Below are 24,969 nucleotides of genomic sequence, written 5' to 3'. Positions count from 1 at the left end.
CGGGAGGCCGTCTCAGGCGACGGGAAGTGCCTCCGCGGCGGAGCCGCCCGCTCGCTCGCGCTCCTTGAGCACCTTCTGGTCGTGGCGCTTGATCGCCGGCTCACCCTCGCGCAGCTGCGAGTACAGCGGCGCGGCGATGAAGACCGTCGACCACGTGCCCACCAGGATGCCGATGAGCAGCGCCAGCGAGATGTCGCGGAGCGTGTCCGCGCCGAGCACGCCGGCACCGATGAAGAGGATCGCCGCGACCGGCAGGGCCGCCACCACGCTCGTGTTGATCGAGCGGACGAGGGTCTGGTTGACCGCGAGGTTCACCGACTCCGCGAAGGTCCGCCGGGACTCCTGTCCGTCCTCCGACGTGTTCTCGCGGATCTTGTCGAAGACCACGACGGTGTCGTAGAGCGAGTAGCTGAGGATCGTCAGGATGCCGATGACCGCGGCGGGCGTGACCTCGAATCCGACGGCGGCGTACAGGCCCGCCGTGACGACGAGGTCGCCGAGGAGCGACAGGATCGCGGCGAGGGACATCTTCCACGTTCGGAAGTACAGCGCCATGATGACCGCGGCGAGGAGCAGGAAGGCGAGCAGGCCGAGGACCGCCTGCCTCGTGATGTCGGCTCCCCAGCTCGCCCCGATGAACGAGGACGTGACCTCGGACTCGGGCACGCCGTACGCCTCCGCGAGTGCGGTCGTGAGCTCGCGCGACTCGGCCTGCTCGAGCTGGTCGGTCTGCACGCGCACGCCGTCTTCGCCGACGATCGTGACGCGCGCAACGGCGCCGGGTACGACCTCGCCGACGGCGTCGATCGCCGGCTGCTCGGTCGCCTCCGCGACCCCGGAGATCTGGAACTGGGAACCGCCGCGGAACTCGATGCCGAAGTTGAAGCCCCGAACCACGGGGATCAGCACCGAGAGGATGATGAGGACCGCCGCGATGGCGTACCACTTCTTGCGTCCGCCGACGAAGTTGAACGAGCGCTTGCCCGTGTAGAGGTCGTTGCCGAACGTCGTGAGTCGGTTGGCCATCAGGACTCCTTGCTCTCGCCGGCGCCGACGGTGGCGTCGGCCTGCGCGGCCTTGCGCTCCGCGATCGTCTGGCGCTTCTGCGCCTCGCGCGAGCTGGATGCCGCCTTCTTCGCCGGGACGGCGACCGGCTTGCGGAACTCGGCACGGCCGCGGTACACCGCTCCGAGCGCCTGCGGGTCGAGACCCGACCACGAGTGGCCGCTGGAGAAGAACCGCGTCTGCGCGAGCAGCTGGAGCATCGGGTGGGTGAAGAGGATCACGACGATGACGTCGATGATCGTGGTGAGACCGAGCGTGAACGCGAAGCCGCGCACGCTGCCGACGGCCAGGATGTACAGGACGATCGCCGCGAGCAGGTTCATCGACTTCGACGACAGGACCGTGCGCAGCGCGCGCTTCCATCCCGCCTCCACGGCGCCCACGAGCGGGCGCCCGTCGCGGAGTTCGTCGCGGACGCGTTCGAAGTAGACGATGAACGAGTCGGCCGTGAAGCCGATCGCGACGATCAGACCCGCGATGCCGGCGAGCGACAGCCGGTAGCCCTGGTACCAGCCGAGGATCGTGATCATCAGGTAGGTGATGACGCCCGCGATGATCAGCGAGGCGATCGTGACCGACGCGAGCGCCCGGTACTGGAAGATCGTGTAGATCACCACGAGGATCAGGCCGATGATGCCGGCGATGAGGCCGGACTGCAGCTGCGAGGTGCCGAGCGTCGCGGAGATCGTGTCGGAGGACTGCACCTCGAAGCTGATCGGCAGGGCGCCGAACTTCAGCTGGTCGGCGAGCGCCTTCGACGACTCCTGCGAGAAGTTGCCCGTGACCTGCGGTCGGCCGTCGGTGATGACGCCGTTCATCTGGGGTGCCGACAGCACGGCGCCGTCGAGCACGAACGCGAACTGGTCGCGAGGCGTTTGCCCGTTGAGCGCGAACAGCCGCTGGCTCACCTCGGCGAACGCCTCGGTGCCGCGATCGTTGAACACGATGTTGACGGCCCACTGGCCCGTCGTCGCACCGGTCTGGGTCTGCACCATGCCGTTGGTCGCGTCGACGATGTCCTCGCCGCTGACCTCGACGGGGCCGAGCAGGTACTTGATCGTCCGCGTCGAGTCGCAGGTGACGAGCGGCTCGTCGGACGGGGCGACGTTCGCACCGCTCTCGTCGAGCGTCGAGCAGTCGAACGTGTCGAACTCGTCCTGCAGCGCGGGCGTCACCCAGTTCGGGTCGCTCGCGTCGGTCGGTTCGACGCTCGGCGTCGCCGACAGCTCCTCCTCCTCGGCGCCGTCGGTCGGCTCGGGACTCGCGCTCGGGTCGATCGACGAGTTCGTCGCTGCATCCGCGAGCAGCACCGGGCGGAGCTCGAGCTTCGCCGACGACTCGATGCGGTTCCGCGTCTGCTCGTCGAGCTCGCCCGGGATCGCGACGACGACGTTCTGGCCGCCCTGCGTCGTGATGTCGGCCTCCGACACGCCGGACGCGTCGACGCGCTGGCGGATGATCGAGACGGCCTGGTCGAGCTGCTCCTGCGAGACGGACTCACCGTCGGCCAACTGCGGCGCCAGGATGATCTGCGTGCCGCCCTCGAGGTCGAGGGCGAGCTTCGGGGTCCAGGAGCCTTCGCCCCAGATCACGCCGGCCGCGTTGATGCCGAACAGCGCGACGATGATGACGCCGAGCCAGGTCAGTGATCGCACGGCCTTGCGGACGGGCGTCGGTCGCGAGGACCGCTTGGATGGTGCAGCCACGGTTGTGCCTTCTCTGCAGGGAGCCCGCGCAGCATCGCGCGGGCAGAGCTATGGGGTGGGCCTCAGTCGTCCGACTTCTTGGTGTCGGGCGTCTCGTCGTTCGGCGTCTCGTCGAGCCGCTCGCCGAACTCGGGCTCACCGGTGACCGCGGCGGCGTCGGCCGGCACCTCGACCGGCTCGACCACGCGGGCGATCGTCTGCCGGTGCACCGTGAGCACGGTGCCGGGCGAGGACTCCAGCTCCACGCGGTTCTCCTCCTCGTCGATCGAGAGGATCGTCCCGAACACCCCGAAGTTCGTCATCACGGTCGCACCCGGCACGACCTTCGACTGCAGCTCGCGCTGCTCCGCCTGGCGCTTCCGGGAGTTCCGGAACATGAAGAAGATCAGCACCGCCAGGACGGCGAGCATGATGAGGGTCAGCGGATCAAGGACCATGGGGTGGGAAACCTTCCGGTGTGCGCCGTTGCGCACGATCAGGGGCGGGGTGGCCGGAGCCTCAAAGGATTATAGGTCATCGAGGGGCAGCGCGACCCCGGAGTCCTCGGCGTCCCGCACGAGTCCGAAGTGCCGCCAGGCGCTCGGAGTGGCGACCCGGCCGCGCGGCGTGCGGGTGATGAGGCCGATCCGGACGAGGAACGGCTCGACGACCGCCTCGATGGTCTCCGACTCCTCGCCGACCGAGACGGCGAGGGTGTTGAGCCCGACCGGACCGCCGCCGAACCGCGTGAGGATCGTCATCATCACCGCCCGGTCGAGCCGGTCGAGCCCGAGCGGGTCGACGTCGTAGAGCTCGAGCGCCGCCTGCACCGCGTCGACGTCGGCGCGCCCGCCGTGGACGAGCGCGAAGTCGCGCACGCGGCGGAGCAGCCGGTTGGCGATGCGCGGCGTGCCTCGGCACCGCCCGGCGATCTCGGCGATGGCTGGCCGGTCGATGTCGAGCCCGAGCATCGCGGCCGCGCGGCCGAGCACCTGCTCGAGCTCGGCCTCGTCGTAGAACTCGAGGTGCGCCGTGAAGCCGAACCGGTCGCGCAGCGGGTTCGGCAGCAGCCCCGCCCGCGTGGTCGCGCCGACGAGCGTGAACGGCGCGAGGTCGAGCGGCACCGAGGTGGCGCCCGCCCCCTTGCCGACCATGATGTCGATGCGGAAGTCCTCCATCGCGAGGTACAGCATCTCCTCGGCGGAACGCGCCATCCGGTGGATCTCGTCGATGAAGAGGACCTCGCCCGGGACGAGCGAGGACAGGATGGCGGCGAGGTCGCCGGCGTGCTGGATGGCGGGACCGCTCGACATCCGGAGGGGCCGGCCGCCCTCGTGCGCGACGATCATCGCGAGCGTGGTCTTGCCGAGGCCCGGAGGTCCCGCGAGGAGGATGTGGTCGGGCGTGCGCTGCTGCATGGCTGCGGCGGAGAGCAGCAGCTGCAGCTGACCCCGCACCCGCGTCTGGCCGACGAACTCCTCGAGGCTCCGCGGTCGCAGGGCGCCCTCGAATGCGAGCTCGGCCTCGGAGGCCAGCTCCGGGTCGGTCAGGTCGACGTCGTCGCTCATCGGGCGCGCGCCCCCTGCTGCGCCGGGCCGAGGCGGGCGAGCGTGAGCCGCAGCAGCACCGGCACGGACGTCGCGGCGACGTCGTCGGCCGACTCGAGCGTCTCGGCCAGGGCCTCGCCGGCCAGCTTCTCGGACCAGCCGAGGCCGGTGAGCGCGGCGAGCACGTCGTCGGCGACCCCGCCGGCGGCGACCGGGGCGCCCGCCGCCGATGCGGCCGGCGTGGCGAGCTTGCCCGCCAACGACACCGTGATGAGCTTCGCGGTCTTCGGGCCGATGCCGCTCACCCGGCGGAACGCGGCGTCGTCGTCGGCCTCGACGGCGCGCGCCACGTCGGTCGGCGACATGGCCGAGAGGACGCCGAGCGCCGACTTCGGACCGACGCCCGTGACCCCGATGAGCAGTTCGAAGACCTCGAGCTCGTCGCGGGTCGCGAAGCCGAAGAGCGTCAGCGAATCCTCCCGCACGACGAGCGACGTGTGCGCGAGCACCTCGTCGCCGACCCGGCTCGCGAGCACGAACGCCGGGGTCGCGTTCACGAGGTAGCCGACGCCCGACACCTCGACGACGAGCGAACTGCCTGAGGCCTGGAGCACGCGGCCGCGGAGGGAGGAGATCACTCCTTCACCCTACGGGCTGCCCCCGACACCGCGGCGGCGCGCTCGGCGGCGATCCACGCGCGCTGTGCAGGGGTCGGCGCGCCGCCCGTCGAGCCCGCCCCGGCGCGCGTGGCGACGCCGGCCGCGCCGGCCGCCCGGGCGTCCGCGATCGCCGCCCCCGCGACTCCCCCGGTCCGCCAGGCGTGGCAGATCGCGAGGGCGAGCGCGTCCGCGGCGTCCGCCGGCTTCGGGACGGCGTCGAGCCCGAGGATGCGGGCGACCATGGCCCCGACCTGCGCCTTGTCGGCACGGCCGTACCCGGTGATGGCGGCCTTCACCTCGCTCGGCGTGTGCAGCGCGACGGGCAGGACGCGCCGGGCGGCGATGAGCATCGCCACGCCGGAGATCTGCGCGGTGCCCATGATCGTCGAGACATCCGACCTCGCGAAGACCCGCTCGAGGGCGACCGCCTGCGGCCGATGCTCGTCCACGATCGCCTCGAGGCCGTCGGCGATGCGGGCCAGGCGCGCCGGCGTGTCGAGGTCGGCGGGAGACCGGAGAACGACCACGTCGACGAGCTCGGCCGTGCGGTTCGGCTCGACATCGACCACGCCCACGCCGCACCGCGTGAGCCCCGGGTCGATGCCGAGCACGCGCACGGCGATCGGCCTAGTCCTCGGCCTCGAGCTCGGCCTGCACCTCGGGGGTGAGGTCGAAGTTGCTGTAGACGTTCTGCACGTCGTCGCTGTCCTCGAGCGCGTCGATGAGGCGGAAGACCTTCTTGGCCGTGTCCGCGTCGATCTCGACCTTGAGGTTCGGGACGAACTCGATGTCGGCCGACTCGTAGTCGAGCCCGGCCTCCTGCAGGGCCTTGCGCACCTCGACCATGTCGGACGGGTCGGTCACGACCTCGAAGCCCTGCGCGTGCGGCTCGATCTCCTCGGCGCCGGCCTCGAGGGCCGCCATCATGACGTCGTCCTCGGTCGTGCCCTCGCCGGTGACGACGATGACGCCCTTGCGCGTGAAGTTGTAGGCGACCGAGCCCGGGTCGGCGAGCGTGCCGCCGTTGCGGCTCAGCCCGGTGCGCACCTCGGCGGCCGCCCGGTTCTTGTTGTCGGTGAGCACCTCGATCATGAGGGCGACGCCGTTCGGGCCGTACGCCTCGTACGTGATGTTCTGGTACTCGACCGCCTCACCGCCGATGCCGGCGCCCCGCTTGATGGCGCGGTCGATGTTGTCGTTCGGCACCGAGGTCTTCTTGGCCTTCTGCACCGCGTCGTACAGAGTCGGGTTGCCGCCGAGGTCGGCGCCGCCGAGCTTGGCCGCGACCTCGATGTTCTTGATGAGCTTGGCGAACGACTTCGCACGGCGCGCGTCGATGACGGCCTTCTTGTGCTTGGTCGTCGCCCACTTGGAATGCCCGGACATGCCTCTCCCGTCACGGTGGTTCAGTACCCCGACATTCTAGGCGGTCGCGGGCACCGCCCCCGGAGCGACGCCGCCGCCGGAGCGCAGGCGGCGTACGGCGCGCTCGTACTGGCGTCGACCGACCGCCCGGTAGGCCAACCGGATCGGCGCCGGCATCTCCTGCTCGAACCACGCGTCGCGCTCGCCTTCCGGCACGCTCTCGAGCATGAGGCCGAGCAGGACGAACACCGGCAGCGGCGGCTTGTGCCGACGGGCGTGGCGGTGGATGTCGTCCCACTCCGCATCGGAGAGGATCGCGTCGAGCACCGGGAACGCGTCCCGCTCCTCGTCGGCGAGGTGCCGGGTCAGCAGCCGGTCGACCTCGTCGAGTTCGGCGGCGAGCCGCTCGGCGGTGCCGGCGTCGGCATCGCGCGCCCACCGGTCGACGATGGCGTCGACGAGGTCGAGCCGGTCGGACACGGCGCCGTGCTGGCGGCGCATGAGCTCGACATGGAGCCCGCACGCGGGCGCCCGCTCCGTCATGCGGTCCCAGAAGTAGTCGTCCTCGGTGCGGTGGTGCACGTGGAGCAGCGCGGTGATGCCGTGCAGGTGCTTCGCGAGCGGCCTGGCGCGCTCGAGGTCTCCGTGCTCGACGCGGCGGACGAGCCCGGGCGCCTCGGCGAACAGGCGACGGAAGAGCCGGTGGATCATCACCACCTCGTCGCTGCGGCAGGTCGTGGCGGGCGCGGCGCGGTCGGGCGCGCCCGTGCTGGGGAGTCGTGTGGTCATGACGGCAAGGCAAGCGGATGCCGCGGCTCGCCGCGCCCGTGGGAACCCGCGGTTCCTCCCCGGGACGGCCCGCCGTTCCGGCCCGGGCCACCACTGACCGGCGCGATGCGTCGATCGGCCGGGTTCAGGCCGCGGTCGTCGCCCGCACCTTGCCCAGGAAGTACTCGTGGAACCGGTGGTCGCCCTGGATCTCCGGATGGAAGCTCGTGCCGACCAGGTTCCCCTGCTCGACGGCGACGACGCGACCGTCGGCGAGCGTCGCGAGCGGCGTCGCCCGCTCCCCCACCGACTCGACGATCGGGCCGCGGATGAACACCGCGTGCACGGGCCGATCGCCCAAGGCCGGCACGTCGAGCTCGGTCTCGAACGACTGGTTCTGCGAGCCGAATGCGTTCCGGCGCACGACCACGTCGAGCCCGCCGAGGTTCTGCTGCCCCGTGATCGAATCCAGCAGGGTGTCGGCGATCATGATGAGTCCGGCGCACGTGCCGTAGACCGGCATCCCCTCGGCGATGCGCCGCTTCAGCGGTTCGGCGACGCCGAACGCGCGCGAGAGCTTGTCCATGACGGTGGACTCGCCGCCGGGGATCACGAGTCCGTCGATGCCCTCGACGTCCTCCGGCCGCCGGACGAGCACGACGCGAGCGCCGAGTTCCCCGAGCACGCGCGCGTGCTCGCGGAAGTCGCCCTGGAGGGCGAGGACGCCGACGGTCGGCCCCGCGGCATCCGTCGCCCCCAGGGACTCGTCGCGAAGGCTCACCATCCGCGCTCGGCGAGGCGGTGCGGAGCGGGCAGGTCGCCGACGTTGATGCCGACCATCGCCTCGCCGAGGCCGCGCGACACGTCGGCGACGACCTTCGGGTCGTCATAGAAGGTCGTGGCCTTGACGATCGCAGCAGCGCGCTGCTCGGGGTTGCCCGACTTGAAGATGCCCGAGCCCACGAAGACGCCGTCGGCGCCGAGCTGCATCATCATCGCGGCATCCGCCGGGGTCGCGACGCCGCCGGCGGTGAACAGCACGACCGGGAGCTTGCCGGTCTCGGCGACCTCGAGCACGAGCTCGTACGGCGCCTGCAGCTCCTTCGCGGCGACGTAGAGCTCGTCGCGCGTCATCGACTTCAGCTGGTTGACCTCGGAGGTGATCTTGCGGATGTGCTTGGTCGCCTCGGACACGTCGCCCGTGCCGGCCTCGCCCTTCGAGCGGATCATCGCGGCGCCCTCGTTGATGCGGCGGAGCGCCTCGCCGAGGTTCGTCGCACCGCAGACGAAGGGGGTCGTGAAGCCCCACTTGTCGATGTGGTTGACGTAATCGGCCGGCGAGAGCACCTCGGACTCGTCGATGTAGTCGACGTCGAGCGCCTGCAGCACCTGCGCCTCGACGAAGTGGCCGATGCGGGCCTTCGCCATGACCGGGATCGAGACCTCGGCGATGATCGCCTCGATGAGGTCGGGATCGCTCATGCGGGCGACGCCGCCCTGGGCGCGGATGTCGGCGGGGACCCGCTCGAGGGCCATGACCGCGACGGCGCCGGCGTCCTCGGCGATGCGCGCCTGCTCGGGCGTGACGACGTCCATGATGACGCCGCCCTTCAGCATCTCGGCGAGGCCGCGCTTCACGCGGCTCGAGCCGGTCTCGGCAGTGCTCATCGGTGGTCCCTTTCGAACGGATGGCGCGGAATCGCGCAACGACGTGGACAAGCGGTTGGCTTGGCCTAGGCCAAAAGATAGCATGGGCCGAGCCCCTGCTTCGGAACAGTGTTGGATCGTGACATGACCCTCCAGATCACCGGCCGCTCGGCCGCCGACATCGCCGCGAGCGTGCGCGCCCTCATCGAGCGCGGTGCGCTCCTGCCGGGCGATCCGCTGCCGCCCGTGCGCGGCCTCGCCGACGACCTCGGCGTCAACCGCAACACCGCCGTGGCCGCATACCGGCAGCTCACGACGGCCGGCCTCGTCATCACCCGGGGGCGCGCGGGCACGCGCGTCGCCGACCGGTCCACCGTGCCGCAGGAGGGGTTCGCCGCCGACAGCGTGCTGCGCGACGTCGCGACCGGCAACCCGGATCCGGACCGCATCCCCGACCCGTCTGGTGCGCTCGCCGGCATGGCCGGCCGACCGGTGCTGTACGGCGAGCCGGTCATCGACCCCGACCTCGAGGACTGGGCGCGGAACTGGATGGCCGCCGACCTCGCGCCATCCGACCTTCGCCTCACGATCACGAGCGGGGCGGCCGACGCCGTCGAGCGACTCCTCGCCCAGGCGCTCGTGCGCGACGACGCCGTCGCCCTCGAGGACCCGTGCTTCCTCACGAGCATGCACACCGTCCGCGTCGGCGGGTACCGTCCGGTGCCCGTTCCGGTCGACGAGGAGGGCATGACGGTCGACGGTCTGCGCGCCGCGCTCGCCCAGGGCGTGCGCGCGCTCGTCTGCACGCCGCGCGCCCAGAACCCGACGGGGGCGAGCCTCTCGGAGGCTCGCGCGACCGAGCTGCGCGACGTCCTCCGCGAGCACCCGTACGTGCTCGTCATCGAGGACGACCACTTCTCGCTGCTCTCCCGCAGTCCGTACCGCTCCCTCATCGGACCGGGACATCGCCGCTGGGCCCTCGTCCGCTCGGTCTCGAAGTTCCTCGGCCCCGACATGTGCCTCGCCGTCGCGGCATCCGATCCCGCCACGGCGGCACGACTGGCCATGCGCCTCACGCCCGGCACCACGTGGGTGAGCCACCTGCTGCAGCGACTGACGCTCGCCCTCGTCTCCGATCCCGCCGTCATGCGCGGCATCGGCGACGCCGGGGCGCACTACGCCGAGCGGAACGACGCCTTCGCCGCCCGGCTCACCGGCCTCGGCCTCCCGGCGTCCGCCGGCGACGGCCTCAACCTCTGGGTTCCGCTGCCCGTGCCCGCGCGCGACGTCTCCGAGCAGCTCATGCGTCGCGGATGGCTCGTGCGCGCCGGCGACGAGTTCGCCCTCGCCGACGCCCCCGCGGCCAGCCGCCGGCTGCGGCTCACGGTCCACGACCTCGCCGACGACGACGCCGAACGCCTTGCGACCGACATCGTGGCGGCCGTCCGTGCGGCCGGCGCGCGGCTCGTGCCGGTCGAGGATGGAATGATCGAGGGGTGAAGGTCCTCTCGATCCAGTCCGCCGTCGCCTACGGCCACGTCGGCAACTCCGCGGCCGTCTTCCCCATGCAGCGCATCGGCGTCGAAGTGATGCCCGTCTACACGGTGAACTTCTCCAACCACACCGGCTACGGCGCGTGGCGCGGTCCGCTCATCGCGCCCGACGACGTGCGCGAGGTGATCGCCGGCATCGAGGACCGCGGCGCGTTCCCGAAGGTCGACGTGATCCTGTCGGGCTACCAGGGCAGCGAGGGCATCGCCGACGTGATCCTCGACGCCGTCGCGCGCATCAAGGCGGCGAACCCCGAGGCGATCTACTCGTGCGACCCCGTCATGGGCAATGCGAAGAGCGGATGCTTCGTGGCTCCGGCGATCCCGATCCTGCTGCGCGATCGGGTGGTGCCCGCCGCCGACCTCATCACGCCGAACCAGTTCGAGCTCGGGTACCTCACGGGGACCGAACCCGGGTCGCTCGAGTCGACGCTCGAGTCGATCGACCTGGCCCGAGCGATGGGGCCGCGCACGGTGCTCGTCACGAGCGTCGAGCGACCCGACCGCGAGGAGGGCACGATCGAGATGCTCGCGGTCGACGACCGCGGTGCGTGGATCGTGCAGACCCCGATGCTGCCGATGAAGGCGAACGGCTCGGGGGATGTCACGGCGGCGCTCTTCACGGCGCACTACCGCCGGACCGGCGACGCGGCCGACGCGCTCGCCCGCACCGCGTCGAGCGTGTTCGACCTGCTGACGACCACCCACGAGTCGGGCGAGCGCGAGCTGCAGCTCGTCGAGTCGCAGGAAGCGTACGCGAACCCGCGCATGCAGTTCGAGGTCCGTCGGGTCCGCTGAGCGGTCGCGGTCAGCGCGGCCAGGCCTCCGCGATCTCCTCGCGCACCTCCCCGAGCAGGCGCGGCAGGGCCTTGGTGCCGGCGATGATCGGGAAGAAGTTCGCATCGAGCGCCCAGCGGGGCACGATGTGCTGGTGCAGGTGCTCGGCGATGCCCGCACCGGCGATCCGCCCCTGGTTCATGCCGATGTTGAACCCGTCGCAGCGCGACACCTGCTTCACCGTGCGCATCGCGACCTGCGTGAGCTCGCCGATCTCGGCGACCTCCTCGGGGCTCGCCTCGTCGTACGTCGCGATGTGGCGGTACGGGCATACCAGCAGGTGGCCGCTGTTGTACGGGTACAGATTGAGCAGCACGTAGGCGTGCTCGCCGCGCGCGACGATGAGCGACTGCTCGTCCGCCAGCTCGGGAGCGCGGCAGAACGGGCACGAGTGCTCGTCGGGCTGCTGGCCGTGCTGGATGTAGACGAGGCGGTGCGGGGTCCAGAGGCGCTGGAACGCGTCGGGCACGCCCGCGAGGTCGGCTGCGGCATCCGTCGGCACGCCGTCGAACTCGTCGGGCTGGTACGCGCTCATGCGAACAGGTCGTCCCGCGTCGTCACCTGGCGGCGATCGGCGATCGCCTCGCGGATGCGGTGCTCGGCGTCGGCGATCGGCACGCCGTTCTCCTGCGTGCCGTCGCGGAAGCGGAAGCTCACGGTCTCGCCGGTGCGGTCGTTCTCGCCGGCGATGAGCTGGATCGGCACCTTCTGCGTCGTGTGGGTGCGGATCTTCTTCTGCATGCGGTCGTCGCTCGTGTCGAGCTCCGTGCGCACGCCCGAACCGGCGAGCTGCGTCAGGATGCCGCCGAGGTAGGGGGCGTACTCGTCCGCGACGGGGATGCCGACGACCTGGACGGGCGCGAGCCAGACCGGGAAGGCGCCCGCGTAGTGCTCGGTGAGGACGCCGAAGAACCGCTCGATCGAGCCGAACTTCGCGGAGTGGATCATGACCGGCTGCCGGTGCGTGCCGTCGGCCGCGGTGTACTCGAGGCCGAAGCCCTCAGGCTGGTTGAAGTCGTACTGGATGGTCGACATCTGCCAGGTCCGGCCGATCGCGTCGCGGGCCTGCACCGAGATCTTCGGGCCGTAGAAGGCGGCGCCGCCCGGGTCGGGCACGAGCTCGAGGCCCGAGCGCTCGGCGACGTCGCGCAGCACGTTCGTCGCGACCTCCCACTGCTCGTCGGTGCCCTTGAACTTGTCGGAGTTCGCGTCGCGGGTCGAGAGCTCGAGGTAGAAGTCGTCGAGGCCGAAGTCGCGCAGGAGTCCGAGCACGAAGTTCAGCAGGTGCTCGATCTCGCCAGGCGCCTGCTCGGGCGTGACGTAGCTGTGCGAGTCGTCCTGGGTCAGGCCGCGCACGCGCGTCAGGCCCTGCACGACACCGGACTTCTCGTAGCGGTAGACGGTGCCGAACTCGAAGAACCGCAGCGGGAGCTCGCGGTACGAGCGCCCGCGCGACCGGTAGATGAGGTTCTGCATCGGGCAGTTCATCGCCTTGAGGTAGTACTCGGAGTTCTCGAGCTCCATCGGCGGGAACATCGTGTCCTTGTAGTACGGCAGGTGGCCGGACAGCTCGAAGACGTGCGCCTTCGTGATGTGCGGCGTGGAGACGTACTGGAAGCCCTCCTCGATGTGGCGGCGGCGGACGTAGTCCTCCATCTCGCGCTTGATCACCCCGCCCTTGGGGTGGAAGACGGGAAGGCCCGATCCGATCTCGTCGGGGAAGCTGAACAGGTCGAGCTCGACGCCGAGCTTGCGGTGGTCGCGGCGCTGAGCCTCCTCGAGGCGGTGCTGGTACGCGCGGAGCTCGTCCTTCGTCGGCCACGCGGTTCCGTAGACCCGCTGCAGCTGCGGGTTCTTCTCGGACCCGCGCCAGTACGCCGCAGCGACCCGCATGAGTGCCCAGCCATTGCCGATCATGCGGGTGCTGGGCAGGTGCGGGCCGCGGCAGAGGTCCTTCCAGAAGACCTCGCCCGTCTTCGGGTCGACGTTGTCGTAGATGGTGAGCTCGGCGCCGCCGACCTCGACCGACTCGTTGTCGTCCTGGCCGGCCTCGCCGCCCGTCGGGTGGCCCTTGAGGCCGATCAGCTCGAGCTTGTACGGCTCGGCGGCGAGCTCGGCGCGCGCCTCGTCGTCGGTGACGACCCGGCGCACGAAGCGCTGGCCCGAGCGGATGATCCGCGCCATCTCCTTGTCGAGCAGCTTCAGGTCGTCGGGCGTGAACGGCTCGGCGACGTCGAAGTCGTAGTAGAAGCCGTCGGTGACGGGCGGCCCGATGCCGAGCTTCGCGTCGGGATTGACCTTCTGCACGGCCTGCGCGAGCACGTGCGCCGTCGAGTGGCGGAGGATCGCGAGTCCGTCGGGCGAGTCGATCGTGACCGGCTCGACGAGGTCGGCGTCGGCCACCGTCGTCGCCAGGTCCTTCAGCTCGCCGTTGACGCGCATCGCGACAACGGATCGATCGGTGAAGAGCTCGAAGCCGTCGGCCAAGTGGATCCACTCCCTGCAGTGTGAGGTGCAACCCCTCAACTGTAGTCGGGCGACGCCGGGGTCCACGCCGCGGGGAGGCGGCGGACCTCGGCTGCGCGGTGACCGACGACTTGCGTCCGGATGGCGCAAGCGCGCCACTGCTGTCGGCGCGGGCTTGCGCGGACTTGCGTATCCGTTGCAAGAAATCGACAGATGGGAGACATTTCCTCGCAGTCGCTTGTGACATCGTCGCGCCCCGGCATAGCCTCGCCACTCGAGGGCACCGCGACGCCCGCAGCGCCCTCAGGCGTGCACACCGAGAGGAATCGAGTCGACGATGACACGACCCACCAGCCCCGTCCCACCGCCGTCCCGGCGCCGGCCCCGCGACCTCGCTCGCCCGTCGCTCGCGATGGCGGTCGCCATCGCGGCGGCGACCGCGATCCTCGGCCCGACCCCGGCGTCGGCCGCCGCCGATCCGGTCCTCACCCGCGCGGCCATCGATCCGTCCCTGGTCTCCGGACGCGGCGCCGAGGTGCCGTTCCTCGAGCAGGAGGCCGAGCACGCGACCACGGACGGCGAGGTGATCGGCCCCGATCGGACCGCCTATACGCTGCCGGCCGAGGCATCCGGGCGCAGCGCAGTCAGCCTCGATCCGGGCGAGTACGTCGAGTTCACGCTGCCGGCGGCCGCCAACGGCATCACGGTCCGCTACAGCATCCCCGACGCGCCGGACGGCGGCGGCATCACGGCTCCCCTCGAGGTCTCCGTCGACGGCGGGGCGCCGCAGACGATGACCCTCACCTCCGAGTACTCGTGGCTCTACAACCAGTACCCCTTCACCAACGACCCGAACTCCGGACTGCTGCATCCGGACTGGTGGATCACCGAGTGCGGGTGCGTCCCGGGCGAGGGGTACGAGGTGGAGACGCCGTTCCGGCCCATGCACTTCTACGACGAGCAGCGGATGCTGCTCGGTGCGACGTACCCGGCAGGTTCCGTGGTCCGCCTCACCGCCCCAGATGGCACGGATGCCGCGTGGACGGTCATCGATCTCCTCGACTCCGAGCTCGTTGCGCCTCCGGCGGAGCAGCCTGCCGGGTCGGTCAGCGTCGTGAAGTTCGGCGCCGATCCCGACGGCGTCCGCGACTCCGCACCGGCGTTCCGCACCGCCATCCGTTGGGCCCGGCATCACGACGTCGACGTCTTCATCCCCGGCGGCGCGTTCCGCGTCAGCGAGCACCTCATCGTGGACGACGTGACGATCCGGGGCGCGGGCAACTGGCACTCGGTCGTGTTCGGCGAGGAGGTCGCCCTGAGGAAGCCGTCCGCCGACGGTTCGACGCACACGGGCGTCGGGTTCTACGGCAGGGACGCCGCATCGGGCGGCAGCTCGAACGTGCACCTCGCGGACTTCGCCATCCGCGGCGACGTCCGCGAGCGGATCGACACCGACCAGGTCAACGGCGTCGGCGGCGCCATGAGCGACTCGACGATCGAACGACTGCACATCGAGCACACGAAGGTCGGACTCTGGTTCGACGGCCCGATGGACGGGGTCACCGTGCGCGACAACGTCATCGTCGACCAGATCGCCGACGGACTCAACTTCCACACGGGCGTCACCCACTCGGTCGCGGAGGGAAACTTCGTCCGGAACACCGGCGACGACGGCCTCGCGATGTGGTCCGAGGGGACGCCGAACGCCGGGAACGTGTTCTCCCGGAACACCGTCCAGACGCCGACGCTCGCGAACGGCATCGCCGTCTACGGCGGGGCCGACACGACGGTCTCGGGCAACCTGGTGGCCGACCCGATCCGCGAGGGCAGCGCGCTCCACGCGGGCTCGCGCTTCGGCGCCGAGCCGTTCACCGGTGACCTCCGCTTCACGGACAACACCGCCGTCCGCGCCGGCACGTACGAGCTGAACTGGAACATCGGCCTCGGCGCGATCTGGCTGTACGCGCTGGATCGGTCGATCGACCAGGCGGACGTGCGGATCACCGGCGACCACTACCTCGACAGCACGTACAACGCGATCATGCTGGTCTCGGACTGGCCGGTGAAGGACCAGGTCTCGATCTCGAACGTGCACTTCGCCGACGTGCGGATCGACGGCACGGGATCGTCGGTCGTGAGTGCCCGAGTGGCCGGCTCGGCATCGTTCGAGAACGTGGATGCTCGGAACGTCGGCGCGGTCGGCATCAACAACTGCGGCACGTTCCACTTCACGCCCGCCGGCTCCGAGTTCTCGATCGTCGACCTCGGCGGGAACGACTCGAGCGGCGTGAACACGACGGGGCCCTGGATGGCCCCGTGGGAGCTGCCGAACACGATCACGTGCGACGATCGCCCGCCCGTGGTCGCCCCGCCCGCGCCGTCGCCCTGGTGACCCCACCGGGTCGCGAGCTCCGGTCGCCCCCGACCCGAGGTCGGGGACGCCCCCGAACGGGCCCGTGCGGGCGGAGGGGGCGGCTGGAAGGCCCCAGTCGCTGAGAGCAGTCGCGCGTTCCTCGCACTGGAGCGAGCCATGAAGCGCACATCCGTCCTCTCCGCCGCCGCAGTCGCGGCCCTCCCCGTCGTCGCGGGCGGGCCGCGGCCCGAGCCCACGATGCCGAAGTGCCGGATCTCCCCTCCGGCGCGCTCCGACCCGACGTCATCGAGGAGGTCCCGGATCACCTCCAGATCCAGAACACCCACCCTGCGAGCCGGCGATCATCTGCGGCTTCGGCGGAATCCCTGAGAGCCGGAGGTCGGGGCCGGCAGACGACGAAGGCCCCGGCTGCTGCCGGGGCCTTCGTGCTGGTGGGCGATACTGGGATCGAACCAGTGACCTCTTCCGTGTCAGGGAAGCGCGCTACCGCTGCGCCAATCGCCCGGGTCTGAGTGAGTTCAACGAACTCTTCTCGAGGTGGATACGGGATTCGAACCCGTGTATACGGCTTTGCAGGCCGCTGCCTCGCCTCTCGGCCAATCCACCGTTGCTTGGGTTCACCACCAAAGAACAAACCGGCTTGCGCCGGCTTGGTCAGAGCGGATGACGAGACTCGAACTCGCGACCCTCACCTTGGCAAGGTGATGCGCTACCAACTGCGCCACATCCGCGTTGCCCGCATTTCTGCGTGCAGAAAGACAATAACCGACCCGTGAACGAATGACAAACTGAGCTCCGCTCGCCCGCCGTTCCGGCCGATCACCGCCTCAATCCGGCCGTGTGTCCCGGGCGTGTCGCGGCACTCGGCGGCCGTCGCGGACGCCCGGCGATCCGAGGCGCTCAACGCACGGCGGCGTCGGCGCCGGACCGCCCGCCCCCGCCCGGACGGACACCGGCCGCCGATGTGCATTCGACCCGTCGCGTGGGCTAGTATCGAGTCCGCGGTCGCGATCCGATCGGGTCCGCGAATACCCATATGGGCGATTGGCGCAGCTGGTAGCGCGCTTCCTTCACACGGAAGAGGTCGTCGGTTCGAGCCCGGCATCGCCCACCATCGTGGAACGCCCCCGGAGTCCGGGGGCGTTCCGACGTTCCGGGGCGACTCGGCCCCCGAGGGGACCGGCCTATCGATCGACCCGGCCCTCAGCCCCAGCCGTACCGCTCGGCGAGCGCATCCACTACTCGCCCGTATCGCACGGCGTCCAGCGACGCGGCCTCGCGCCGCATGCCGTCGGCGTGGACCCGGAACACGCGGTCGATCCGGGCCCAGCTCGGCCGCCCCTCGCCGTCCCACGCGCCGGAACCGAGCGCCACGGCGTCACGATCGCCGTCCTGCGGCTTGCTGGTCAGCTGCACCGCCAGGAACTCCCCCGCGGCACCGGCGGCCACGATGACGACCGGCCGGTCCTTGCCGCGCCCGTCGCGCTCCTCGTACGGCACCCACGTCCACACGACCTCGCCGGGGTCGGGTTCCCCGTCGCGTTCGGGCGTGTAGCCGAAGCGCACGCGCCGGACGCGGGCGGGATCCAGCTCGACCGTCGCGGCGGGTCCCTCGCGACCCGGCCAGTCCTCGGCCGGCTCCGTTCGGGGCCGAGCCGCTGCATCCGTCGTCACCGGCGCCGGCGCCGGGGCCCGGCGCCCCGATGCCGTCGAGAGCGAGCGGATGGCACGCCCGAGGGCGGTGAGGAAGCGGCTGGTGTCTGGCACACCCGCACACTACCCTCACCGCCCTCGCGGTGATCGCGTGGATCAGACGGACTCGAGCTTGTAGCCCTCCTCGCCGTGCACGATGGTGTCGATGCCGGCGAGCTCGTCCTCGTTCTTGACCCGGAAGCCGATGGTCTTCTCGATCGCGAAGCCGAGCACGAAGGCCACGACGAACGAGTAGATCAGGACGCCGAGCGCGGCGATCGTCTGGACGGCCAGCTGACCGAGGTCGCCGCCGGTGAAGAGGCCGGTGTCGATGGCGAAGAAGCCGAGGTACAGCGTTCCGATGAGGCCGCCGACGAGGTGGATGCCCACGACGTCGAGGGAGTCGTCGAAGCCGAGCTTGAACTTCAGCTCGATGGCCAGGGCGCAGACGGCACCGGCGACGAGACCGAGGAGCAGCGCCCAGCCGGGCTCGAGGTTGGCACAGGCCGGCGTGATGGCGACGAGGCCGGCGACGGCGCCCGAGGCGGCGCCCACGGAGGTCGGCTTGCCGTCCTTGAACTTCTCGACCAGCAGCCAGCCGAGGATCGCCGCGGCGGTCGCGCCCAGGGTGTTGAGGACGATGAGGCCGGTGTTGGCGAGCTCGTTGAGGAACTCCGCGCCGGCGTTGAAGCCGAACCAGCCGAACCAGAGCACCGCAGCACCGAGGAGCGTGAGCGGCACGTTGTGGGGCTTGTCCATGCCCTTCTGGAAGCCGACGCGCTTGCCGAGGACCAGCGCGAGGGCGAGCGCCGCGGCGCCCGCGTTGATGTGGACGGCCGTGCCGCCCGCGTAGTCGATCACCGACGGGAGGCCGAGGGTCTCGCCGAGGTTGAGGATCCAGCCGCCGCCCCAGACCCAGGCCGCGACCGGGAAGTAGACGAGCGTGGCCCAGATGCCCGCGAAGATCATCCACGCGCCGAACTTGGCGCGGTCGGCGATCGCGCCGGAGATGAGCGCGACGGTGATGATCGCGAACGTCGCGCCGAACGCGACGCCGATCAGGTCGGTGTTCGCGGTCTCACCGGTGGCGAGCGAGCTCAGCGCGAAGTCGGAGAACGGGTTCCCCGCGAAGTCCCACGTGCCGGGGACCGCGCTCATGTTGAAGCCGTACAGCACCCAGAGGACGCTGATCAGGCCGAGCGCGCCGAAGCTCATCATCATCATCGAGACGACGCTCTTGGCCTTGACCAGGCCGCCGTAGAAGAACGCCACACCCGGCGTCATGAACAGCACGAGCGCGGTCGCCGTGATGGCCCACGCAATGCTTCCCGTATCCATAGGTTTTCCTCACACCTCGTGATCTGCAGGGGACGTACCGCGAGGGGGGAGACTGGGGCTCGGTCTCGAGGTACGTGGATCAGAATGGTGCGGGAACGTTTCGACCACGGGGCATCCCGCGTTTCGCGACGGTTACGAACTTCCGCGATATGTAACGAGCGTGTTTCCGGATGCCGCGACGAGGCTCCGAGATCGCTGCCGAGGCGGTGTGCGCGCGCGACCGGCGGGCGCCTCAGTCGTGCGGCGGCAGTTCGCCCGTCGTCAGGGCGATCATGCGCGACATCGAGCGCAGGTACTTCTTCCGGTAGCCGCCGGAGAGCATGTCGCCGCCGAACACCTCGTCGAGCGGGACGCCGCTCGCGAGGATCGGGATCTCGGCGTCGTAGACGCGGTCGATGAAGGCCACGAGCCGCAGCGCGGCGTTCTGGTCGTCGAGCTCGCGGATGCCGGTCAGCGCGATGAACTCGACGCCCTCGATGAGCTTGATGTACTTCGACGGGTGCACCGTCGACAGGTGCGCCAGCAGCGCGTCGAACCCGTCGAGGGTGACCCGGTGACCGCGCCCGGCGAGCGTCGCCGCGGCGTGCTCGACCGCGGCATCGTCGGCGAGGGACTCGGCGTGCCCCTCCGTGTCGCGACGGCGGTAGTCGAGGCCGTCGATGCGCAGCGTCTCGAAGTTCGAGGAGAGCGCGTGGATCTCGCGCAGGAAGTCGGCGGCGGCGAACCGGCCCTCGCCGAGCGCGTTCGGCGGGGTGTTGCTCGTCGCGGCGACGCGCGTGCCGCCCGCCATGAGCTCGCCGAGGAAGCGCGTCATGAGCATGGTGTCGCCCGGGTCGTCGAGTTCGAACTCGTCGATGCAGATCAGGCGCGCGCCGCGCAGCAGCTCGACGGCCTGCGCATAGCCGAGGGCACCGACGAGCGCCGTGTACTCGATGAACGTGCCGAAGTACTTCGGGCCGTGCGCGACGTGCCAGAGCGACGCGAGCAGGTGCGTCTTGCCCACGCCGAAGCCGCCGTCGAGGTAGACCCCGGGGAGCTCGATGCGCGCCGGGCGCTTGCGCGAGAAGAAGCCGCCCGGCCGCTGTGCGGCCCGCCAGGCGCCGGCGAAGGCGTTGAGTCGGTCGAGCGCGGCCTGCTGCGACGGGAAGTCGTGGTCGGGACGGTACGACTCGAACGAGGCGTGCTCGAACTGCGGCGGGGGCACCAGCTCGGAGGCGATCTCGGCACCCGTGATGGACGGGTTGCGGTCGACGAGGTGCTCGACGACGGATGCCGCGGGGGTGCTCATTCGCGTGGGATCTCCTGTTGCACCTGGTGACATGTGCGGTGACGACGACCGGCATGCCGCGTAGATTCGGTGGTGGACGGGTCACCAGCCTAGTCCGCTCCCCGATCCGCATCGCCCGACCGGGCGACCACTGGAGGTTCCCCATGTCCGTCGAGTTCGACCCCGCCGCCAAGCTGGCCGAGTACGCCCACCCCGAGCGCCTCGTCACCACGGACTGGCTCGCCGAACGGCTCGGGCAGCCGGGACTCGTGGTCGTGGAGTCCGACGAGGACGTGCTGCTCTACGAGGTCGGGCACATCCCCGGCGCCGTGAAGGTCGACTGGCACACCGAGCTCAACGACCCGGTGGTCCGCGACTACCTCTCGGGCGAGCAGTTCGCCGAGCTCCTCGGCGGCAAGGGCATCGCGCGCGATGACACCGTCGTGATCCACGGCGACAGGAACAACTGGTGGGCCGCGTACGCGCTCTGGGTGTTCACGCTGTTCGGGCACGAGGACGTCCGCCTCCTCGACGGCGGGCGCGACAAGTGGATCGCCGAGGGCCGTCCGCTGACCACCGACGCGCCCGACCGCGAGCCCGTCGAGTACCCCGTCGTCGAGCGCGACGACACCGCCATCCGCGCCTTCAAGGAGGACGTGCTCGCGCACTTCGGCAACCCGCTCATCGACGTGCGCTCGCCCGAGGAGTACACGGGCGAGCGCACCCACATGCCGGCCTACCCCGAGGAGGGCGCGCTGCGCGGCGGCCACATCCCCACCGCGGCATCCGTGCCCTGGGCACGCGCCGCCGCGGAGGACGGCACGTTCCGGACGCGTGCGGAGCTCGACGCGATCTACCGCGACGAGGTCGGCCTGCAGGACGGCGACGACGTCATCGCGTACTGCCGCATCGGCGAGCGGTCGAGCCACACCTGGTTCGTGCTGACGCACCTGCTCGGCTTCGAGGGCGTGCGCAACTACGACGGCTCGTGGACCGAGTGGGGCAGCGCGGTGCGCGTGCCGATCGCCACGGGTCCCGAGCGCGGCGAGGCGCCCGCCCGCTGAGTCTGCGCACGGGCGTCGCCGCAGCGGCGGGTGGGAGAATGGACCGGATGGATGCCACGACCCTGCCCCCGGCGCTCGCGGAGACCCGCGAGGACTTCCTCTCGCTCGGCGTGAAGGACCGCCTGACCCTGCTGCTGGACTTCTCGAACGAGCTCCCCGCGCTGCCGGAGCGCTACCGCGACCACCCGGACCTGCTCGAACGGGTCGAGGAGTGCCAGTCGCCGGTGTACATCTTCGTCGAACTCGACGACGGCGGCCGCGTGCACATGCACGCGACGGCGCCGGCCGAGGCACCGACCACGCGAGGGTTCGCGTCGATCCTCGCCCAGGGCCTCGACGGGCTCACGCCCGACGAGGTGATGGCGATCCCCGCCGACTACCCGCAGTCGCTCGGGCTCGGCGAGGCAGTGTCTCCGCTGCGCGTGCGCGGCATGTCGGGCATGCTCGCCCGAGCGAAGCGCCAGCTCTCGGAGCGGCTCGCAGCCTGACGCGCCGGCGGGCCCGACGGTCGCCCTCCGGGCGGCCCCGGCAGTCCCTGGGCGGACGCGCTCAGCGCGCGGCGAGCCAGTCGTGCACGAGCATCGCCCAGCGACGCGGATCGTGGTTCCACAGCTTCGTGTGGCGCGCGCCCTCGAACACCTCGAACTGCACGAGGTCGGAGCGCACCTCGGCGAGTCGTCTTGACCCGTCGATGGGGACGAAGCCGTCGTCCTCGCTGTGCATGAGCAGGATCGGGACGTCCAGCTCGTCCGCGCGCGCGACCGCGTCGAGCGCCTCGAGGTCGATCGGCGCCGCGAGGCCCGTCAGGGTCCCCGCGATGGGCGCGCTGAGCACCCGCGCGACCGCGCCGCCGAGCTCGGCGGGCAGGCCGAGCGCACGGCCCTGGAAGCGGAGGATGTCGGGCCAGTCGACCGCCGGCGACTCGAGGATCACGCCGACGAGGTGCTCGCGCACCTCGTCGGACCGGAGCACGGTCTGCAGCGCGATCGATCCGCCCATCGACCACCCCATGAGCACCACCCGGCGGGCGCCGTGGCCCACCGCGAACCGGACCGCGGCGACCACGTCCTCCCATTCCGTTCCGCCGAGCCCGTACCGTCGATCGTCGCTCGCCGGCGCCTCGCCGTCGTTGCGGTAGGAGACGAGCAGGGACGACCACCGCGCCCGGGTCGCGGGCGGGACCGCGCGCAGGCCCTCGTGGCGCTTCGCGCCGCGTCCGTGCACGACGACGAGCCAGTCCGTCGAGGGCGCGCCCGCGACATCCGTCGCCGGGACGAACCAGGCCGGAGCCGGAGCCAGCGGCGTCGGGACGACGACGTTCTCGTAGCGCTCGGAGACCTCCCACGGGCCGAGGTGGACCCATCCGCTGATGCGTCCCCGTGCGGCGCGGTCGAGGCGCCCGAACTCGACCGACTCGAGGACCCGTCGCACCCGGTGACCGTCGTCGTGGAGCACGTCGCCGACCCGCGCGTAGCCGGAGTCGTGCTCGAACCAGAGGCCGTACCGGCCGCGCATCCGCGCGTCCTCGGAGCCCGAGAGCACGACCTCGCCCGCCGCGAGGTCGACGCGGTCGATGCGGACGTCGTCCGGGCGTTCCAGCTCGGGCGTGACGACCCGGCGGGCGAACACGATCGCCGTCGCGGCGGTCGCGGCGGCGACGGCGGCACCGAGCAGTGCGACGCCGCCGAGCACGGCGCCGACCGGCCCGACCGTGCGCTCGAGCCTGGACATGCCGCCTCCTCGTTCCGTCGCCGACCGGGGTCGTGCGGGGTCCCGGCGCCGACTCGGCGCGCCGCCCACGGCCCCCGTGATCGAGACTCTAGTCTGCTCACGTGTCCGACTCGGCGACCACGCCTCCCCCTGAGTTCGCCGCAGCGCTGGAGTCGCTGCGGGCAGCGACACCGCGGGCCGAACTGCGCGTGTCGGAGATCGCCGCGCCCTCATCGCTCGCCCCGTGGGCCGTCGCGCTCGCGGCCGACCTCGTCCCCGGGCGCCACGCCCAGGATTCCGAGCTCGGTACCGGCAGGTTCGTCCTCCTGTACGACCCCACCGAACCCGAGTCGTGGGGCGGCCGATTCCGCGTCGTGTGCTTCGCGCAGGCGCCGCTCGAGACCGACATCGGCGTCGACCCGTTCCTGGCGGATGTCGCGTGGTCGTGGCTCGTCGACGCGCTCGACGCGCGCGGCGCGCGCTACGTCGCCGCCTCCGGCACGGTGACGAAGATCCTCTCGACCGGGTACGGCGAGCTCGCCCGCCAGGGCGACGGCGCGGAGCTCGAGCTCCGCGCGTCCTGGACTCCGCTCGACGCCGTGATCGCACCGCATGTGGAAGGGTGGGGTGAGTTGCTGTGCATGCTGGCCGGCCTGCCTCCGAGCTCGGAGGGGGTGACGGCCCTTCCCACACGGAGGAGGAGACGTGGCTGACGAGTACCACGTGATCGACTCCCGCGAGGGCTACGACGCCGCCGTCGAGGCCATCGCCGGAGGCGTGGGTCCGGTCGCGGTCGATGCCGAGCGGGCGAGCGGCTTCCGCTACTCCCAGCGCGCGTACCTGATCCAGATGTTCCGCCGCGACGCGGGCACGTTCCTCTTCGACCCGACGACCATCGGCGACTTCTCGAGCCTGCAGGCGGTCATCCGCCACGAGGAGTGGGTGCTGCACGCGGCCAGCCAGGATCTCGCGTGCCTCCGCGAGGTCGGGCTCGACCCGACCGGGATCTTCGACACCGAGCTCGCCGCGCGACTGCTCGGGATGCCCCGGGTCGGCCTCGCCTCCGTGGTCGAGGAACTCCTCGACATCCGCCTCGCCAAGGAGCACTCGGCCGCCGACTGGTCGACCCGGCCGCTCCCCCAGTCCTGGCTGCACTACGCCGCGCTCGACGTCGAACTCCTCGTCGACGTGCGCGACCGCCTCGCCGAACGCCTCGTCGACGACGGCAAGGAGGAGATCGCACGGCAGGAGTTCGACGCCACCGTGCACCGTGCGGCGAAGCCGGCCGCCGCCGAGCCGTGGCGGCGACTCAGCGGCATCCACGCCCTCAGGTCGCCGCGCAACCTCGCGGTCGCGCGAGCCCTGTGGCACGCCCGCGACGCCCTCGCGGCGGAGACGGATGTCGCCCCGGGGCGGCTGGTTCCGGACGCCTCGATCCTCGCGGTCGCGAAGACCCTCCCCGAGTCCAAGCGCGCCCTGGCCGACCTCAAGTCGTTCAACGGTCGCGCGAGCCGGACGGAGATCGACCGCTGGTGGGCGGCGATCGAGGAGGCCAGGACCGCCCCGCCGCCCGCCGCCCGCGTGCCGAGCGACGCTCCCCCGCCTCCGCGGGCGTGGGCGTCCCGCAATCCCGAGGCCGACGCACGGCTCCGGCTCGCCAAGGCCGCGGTCGGCGACGTGGCCGAGGAGCACGGCATGCCGGTCGAGAACCTGCTGACGCCCGATCACCTGCGGCGCCTCGCGTGGCGGCCCCCCGCCGAACCGACGCCGGACGCCATCGCGGCCTCGCTCGAGGAGCTCGGTGCCCGCCCCTGGCAGGTTGAGGCTACCTCACAGATAATCGCCGCTGCCTTTGTGCAGGCGGCACAATCGCTCGAAGACGCCTCCCACGAGGCTTCGTAGGAACCGGCAACCGATTCCGGCGCGTGCGACGGG

Annotated in this window: 23 protein-coding genes and 4 tRNA genes; 8 read left to right on the top strand and 19 right to left on the bottom strand. The window is 71.2% G+C overall.

Annotated features, from left to right (window positions below; translation table 11 throughout):
* Window positions 1-12: 12 nt before the first annotated feature.
* From secF to pdxS, 10 genes are all read right to left on the bottom strand, one after another.
* Window positions 13-1,026: a protein translocase subunit SecF gene (gene secF, locus ACQ393_RS08245; RefSeq protein WP_430646353.1), complete on the bottom strand. Its 1,014-nt coding sequence runs from the start codon at window positions 1,024-1,026 to the stop codon at window positions 13-15.
* Window positions 1,026-2,771 carry a protein translocase subunit SecD gene (gene secD / locus ACQ393_RS08240; RefSeq protein ID WP_430646352.1) on the bottom strand — a complete coding sequence of 582 codons (1,746 nt, stop codon included), beginning with the start codon at window positions 2,769-2,771 and terminating at the stop codon, window positions 1,026-1,028. Before secD ends, secF begins: the two co-directional genes overlap by 1 nt.
* A gap of 62 nt (window positions 2,772-2,833) precedes the next feature.
* Window positions 2,834-3,208, bottom strand: coding sequence for a preprotein translocase subunit YajC (yajC, locus tag ACQ393_RS08235; protein WP_430646350.1), 375 nt, complete (start codon window positions 3,206-3,208; stop codon window positions 2,834-2,836).
* A 69-nt stretch (window positions 3,209-3,277) separates the two neighbouring features.
* Window positions 3,278-4,318, bottom strand: a complete 1,041-nt coding sequence (gene ruvB, locus ACQ393_RS08230; protein ID WP_430646348.1) for a Holliday junction branch migration DNA helicase RuvB — start codon at window positions 4,316-4,318, stop codon at window positions 3,278-3,280.
* On the bottom strand, window positions 4,315-4,935 hold the full coding sequence (ruvA, locus tag ACQ393_RS08225) for a Holliday junction branch migration protein RuvA (protein WP_430646347.1): 621 nt from the start codon (window positions 4,933-4,935) through the stop codon (window positions 4,315-4,317). The genes ruvB and ruvA overlap by 4 nt, the downstream gene beginning before the upstream one ends.
* Entirely contained in the window at window positions 4,932-5,573 is a 642-nt protein-coding gene (ruvC, locus tag ACQ393_RS08220) for a crossover junction endodeoxyribonuclease RuvC (RefSeq protein WP_430646346.1), read from the bottom strand. Before ruvC ends, ruvA begins: the two co-directional genes overlap by 4 nt.
* A 10-nt stretch (window positions 5,574-5,583) precedes the next feature.
* On the bottom strand, window positions 5,584-6,342 hold the full coding sequence (locus tag ACQ393_RS08215) for a YebC/PmpR family DNA-binding transcriptional regulator (protein WP_430646345.1): 759 nt from the start codon (window positions 6,340-6,342) through the stop codon (window positions 5,584-5,586).
* A gap of 36 nt (window positions 6,343-6,378) precedes the next feature.
* The gene (locus ACQ393_RS08210) at window positions 6,379-7,110 is read right to left on the bottom strand and encodes a hemerythrin domain-containing protein (RefSeq protein ID WP_430646344.1); all 732 of its coding nucleotides are present in this window, start codon (window positions 7,108-7,110) and stop codon (window positions 6,379-6,381) included.
* A gap of 124 nt (window positions 7,111-7,234) precedes the next feature.
* Window positions 7,235-7,873, bottom strand: coding sequence for a pyridoxal 5'-phosphate synthase glutaminase subunit PdxT (gene pdxT / locus ACQ393_RS08205; RefSeq protein WP_430646343.1), 639 nt, complete (start codon window positions 7,871-7,873; stop codon window positions 7,235-7,237).
* Window positions 7,867-8,757 carry a pyridoxal 5'-phosphate synthase lyase subunit PdxS gene (pdxS, locus tag ACQ393_RS08200; RefSeq protein WP_430646342.1) on the bottom strand — a complete coding sequence of 297 codons (891 nt, stop codon included), beginning with the start codon at window positions 8,755-8,757 and terminating at the stop codon, window positions 7,867-7,869. Before pdxS ends, pdxT begins: the two co-directional genes overlap by 7 nt.
* Window positions 8,758-8,880: 123 nt before the next feature.
* Here pdxS and ACQ393_RS08195 point away from each other — a divergent pair, with 123 nt between their 5' ends.
* Both ACQ393_RS08195 and pdxY read left to right on the top strand, forming a co-directional pair.
* Window positions 8,881-10,236 carry an aminotransferase class I/II-fold pyridoxal phosphate-dependent enzyme gene (locus ACQ393_RS08195; RefSeq protein ID WP_430646341.1) on the top strand — a complete coding sequence of 452 codons (1,356 nt, stop codon included), beginning with the start codon at window positions 8,881-8,883 and terminating at the stop codon, window positions 10,234-10,236.
* On the top strand, window positions 10,233-11,084 hold the full coding sequence (pdxY, locus tag ACQ393_RS08190; protein ID WP_430646340.1) for a pyridoxal kinase PdxY: 852 nt from the start codon (window positions 10,233-10,235) through the stop codon (window positions 11,082-11,084). Before ACQ393_RS08195 ends, pdxY begins: the two co-directional genes overlap by 4 nt.
* A 10-nt stretch (window positions 11,085-11,094) precedes the next feature.
* Here pdxY and ACQ393_RS08185 read toward each other — a convergent pair whose 3' ends face one another.
* Both ACQ393_RS08185 and thrS read right to left on the bottom strand, forming a co-directional pair.
* On the bottom strand, window positions 11,095-11,658 hold the full coding sequence (locus tag ACQ393_RS08185; protein WP_430646339.1) for an HIT family protein: 564 nt from the start codon (window positions 11,656-11,658) through the stop codon (window positions 11,095-11,097).
* Window positions 11,655-13,565 (bottom strand): threonine--tRNA ligase, encoded by a 1,911-nt coding sequence (gene thrS, locus ACQ393_RS08180; RefSeq protein ID WP_430646709.1) that lies wholly within the window; start codon window positions 13,563-13,565, stop codon window positions 11,655-11,657. Before thrS ends, ACQ393_RS08185 begins: the two co-directional genes overlap by 4 nt.
* 361 nt (window positions 13,566-13,926) lie before the next feature.
* Between thrS and ACQ393_RS08175 the strand changes: the two genes are divergently transcribed.
* Window positions 13,927-15,981 (top strand): glycosyl hydrolase family 28-related protein, encoded by a 2,055-nt coding sequence (locus ACQ393_RS08175; protein WP_430646338.1) that lies wholly within the window; start codon window positions 13,927-13,929, stop codon window positions 15,979-15,981.
* Window positions 15,982-16,392: 411 nt separating this feature from the next.
* Here the strand turns inward: ACQ393_RS08175 and ACQ393_RS08170 are convergent.
* The 3 genes from ACQ393_RS08170 to ACQ393_RS08160 all read right to left on the bottom strand — a co-directional run bounded on the left by ACQ393_RS08170 (window position 16,393) and on the right by ACQ393_RS08160 (window position 16,694).
* Window positions 16,393-16,467, bottom strand: a tRNA-Val gene (locus tag ACQ393_RS08170).
* Between the two features lie 31 nt (window positions 16,468-16,498).
* Window positions 16,499-16,569: transfer RNA gene (locus ACQ393_RS08165), tRNA-Cys, on the bottom strand.
* Between the two features lie 52 nt (window positions 16,570-16,621).
* Window positions 16,622-16,694: transfer RNA gene (locus ACQ393_RS08160), tRNA-Gly, on the bottom strand.
* Between the two features lie 307 nt (window positions 16,695-17,001).
* Between ACQ393_RS08160 and ACQ393_RS08155 the strand changes: the two genes are divergently transcribed.
* Window positions 17,002-17,077: transfer RNA gene (locus tag ACQ393_RS08155), tRNA-Val, on the top strand.
* An 89-nt stretch (window positions 17,078-17,166) separates the two neighbouring features.
* On the opposite strand, the gene ACQ393_RS08150 is transcribed toward ACQ393_RS08155, so the two are convergent.
* The 3 genes from ACQ393_RS08150 to zapE all read right to left on the bottom strand — a co-directional run bounded on the left by ACQ393_RS08150 (window position 17,167) and on the right by zapE (window position 20,281).
* Window positions 17,167-17,730: a type II toxin-antitoxin system PemK/MazF family toxin gene (locus ACQ393_RS08150; RefSeq protein ID WP_430646337.1), complete on the bottom strand. Its 564-nt coding sequence runs from the start codon at window positions 17,728-17,730 to the stop codon at window positions 17,167-17,169.
* Between the two features lie 42 nt (window positions 17,731-17,772).
* The gene (locus ACQ393_RS08145) at window positions 17,773-18,993 is read right to left on the bottom strand and encodes an ammonium transporter (protein WP_430646336.1); all 1,221 of its coding nucleotides are present in this window, start codon (window positions 18,991-18,993) and stop codon (window positions 17,773-17,775) included.
* 232 nt (window positions 18,994-19,225) lie between these two features.
* Window positions 19,226-20,281 carry a cell division protein ZapE gene (zapE, locus tag ACQ393_RS08140; protein WP_430646335.1) on the bottom strand — a complete coding sequence of 352 codons (1,056 nt, stop codon included), beginning with the start codon at window positions 20,279-20,281 and terminating at the stop codon, window positions 19,226-19,228.
* Window positions 20,282-20,424: 143 nt separating this feature from the next.
* Here zapE and ACQ393_RS08135 point away from each other — a divergent pair, with 143 nt between their 5' ends.
* Window positions 20,425-21,324, top strand: a complete 900-nt coding sequence (locus ACQ393_RS08135) for a sulfurtransferase (protein WP_430646334.1) — start codon at window positions 20,425-20,427, stop codon at window positions 21,322-21,324.
* 47 nt (window positions 21,325-21,371) lie between these two features.
* Window positions 21,372-21,812 (top strand): SufE family protein, encoded by a 441-nt coding sequence (locus ACQ393_RS08130; RefSeq protein ID WP_430646333.1) that lies wholly within the window; start codon window positions 21,372-21,374, stop codon window positions 21,810-21,812.
* 61 nt (window positions 21,813-21,873) lie between these two features.
* On the opposite strand, the gene ACQ393_RS08125 is transcribed toward ACQ393_RS08130, so the two are convergent.
* Window positions 21,874-23,055, bottom strand: coding sequence for an alpha/beta hydrolase family protein (locus ACQ393_RS08125; RefSeq protein ID WP_430646332.1), 1,182 nt, complete (start codon window positions 23,053-23,055; stop codon window positions 21,874-21,876).
* Window positions 23,056-23,156: 101 nt separating this feature from the next.
* On the opposite strand from ACQ393_RS08125, the gene ACQ393_RS08120 reads away from it, so the two are divergent.
* Together ACQ393_RS08120 and ACQ393_RS08115 are read left to right on the top strand one after the other, a co-directional pair.
* Entirely contained in the window at window positions 23,157-23,747 is a 591-nt protein-coding gene (locus ACQ393_RS08120; protein WP_430646331.1) for a DUF3000 domain-containing protein, read from the top strand.
* Entirely contained in the window at window positions 23,740-24,936 is a 1,197-nt protein-coding gene (locus ACQ393_RS08115) for a ribonuclease D (RefSeq protein WP_430646330.1), read from the top strand. The genes ACQ393_RS08120 and ACQ393_RS08115 overlap by 8 nt, the downstream gene beginning before the upstream one ends.
* Window positions 24,937-24,969 lie beyond the last annotated feature (33 nt).

Origin of the sequence: Agromyces sp. GXS1127, assembly GCF_050565425.1 — a bacterium.
In the GTDB taxonomy this organism is placed as follows: domain Bacteria; phylum Actinomycetota; class Actinomycetes; order Actinomycetales; family Microbacteriaceae; genus Agromyces.
The sequence above is the reverse complement of the archived record's forward strand: the minus strand, read 5'-3'. Positions and strand labels throughout refer to the sequence as shown.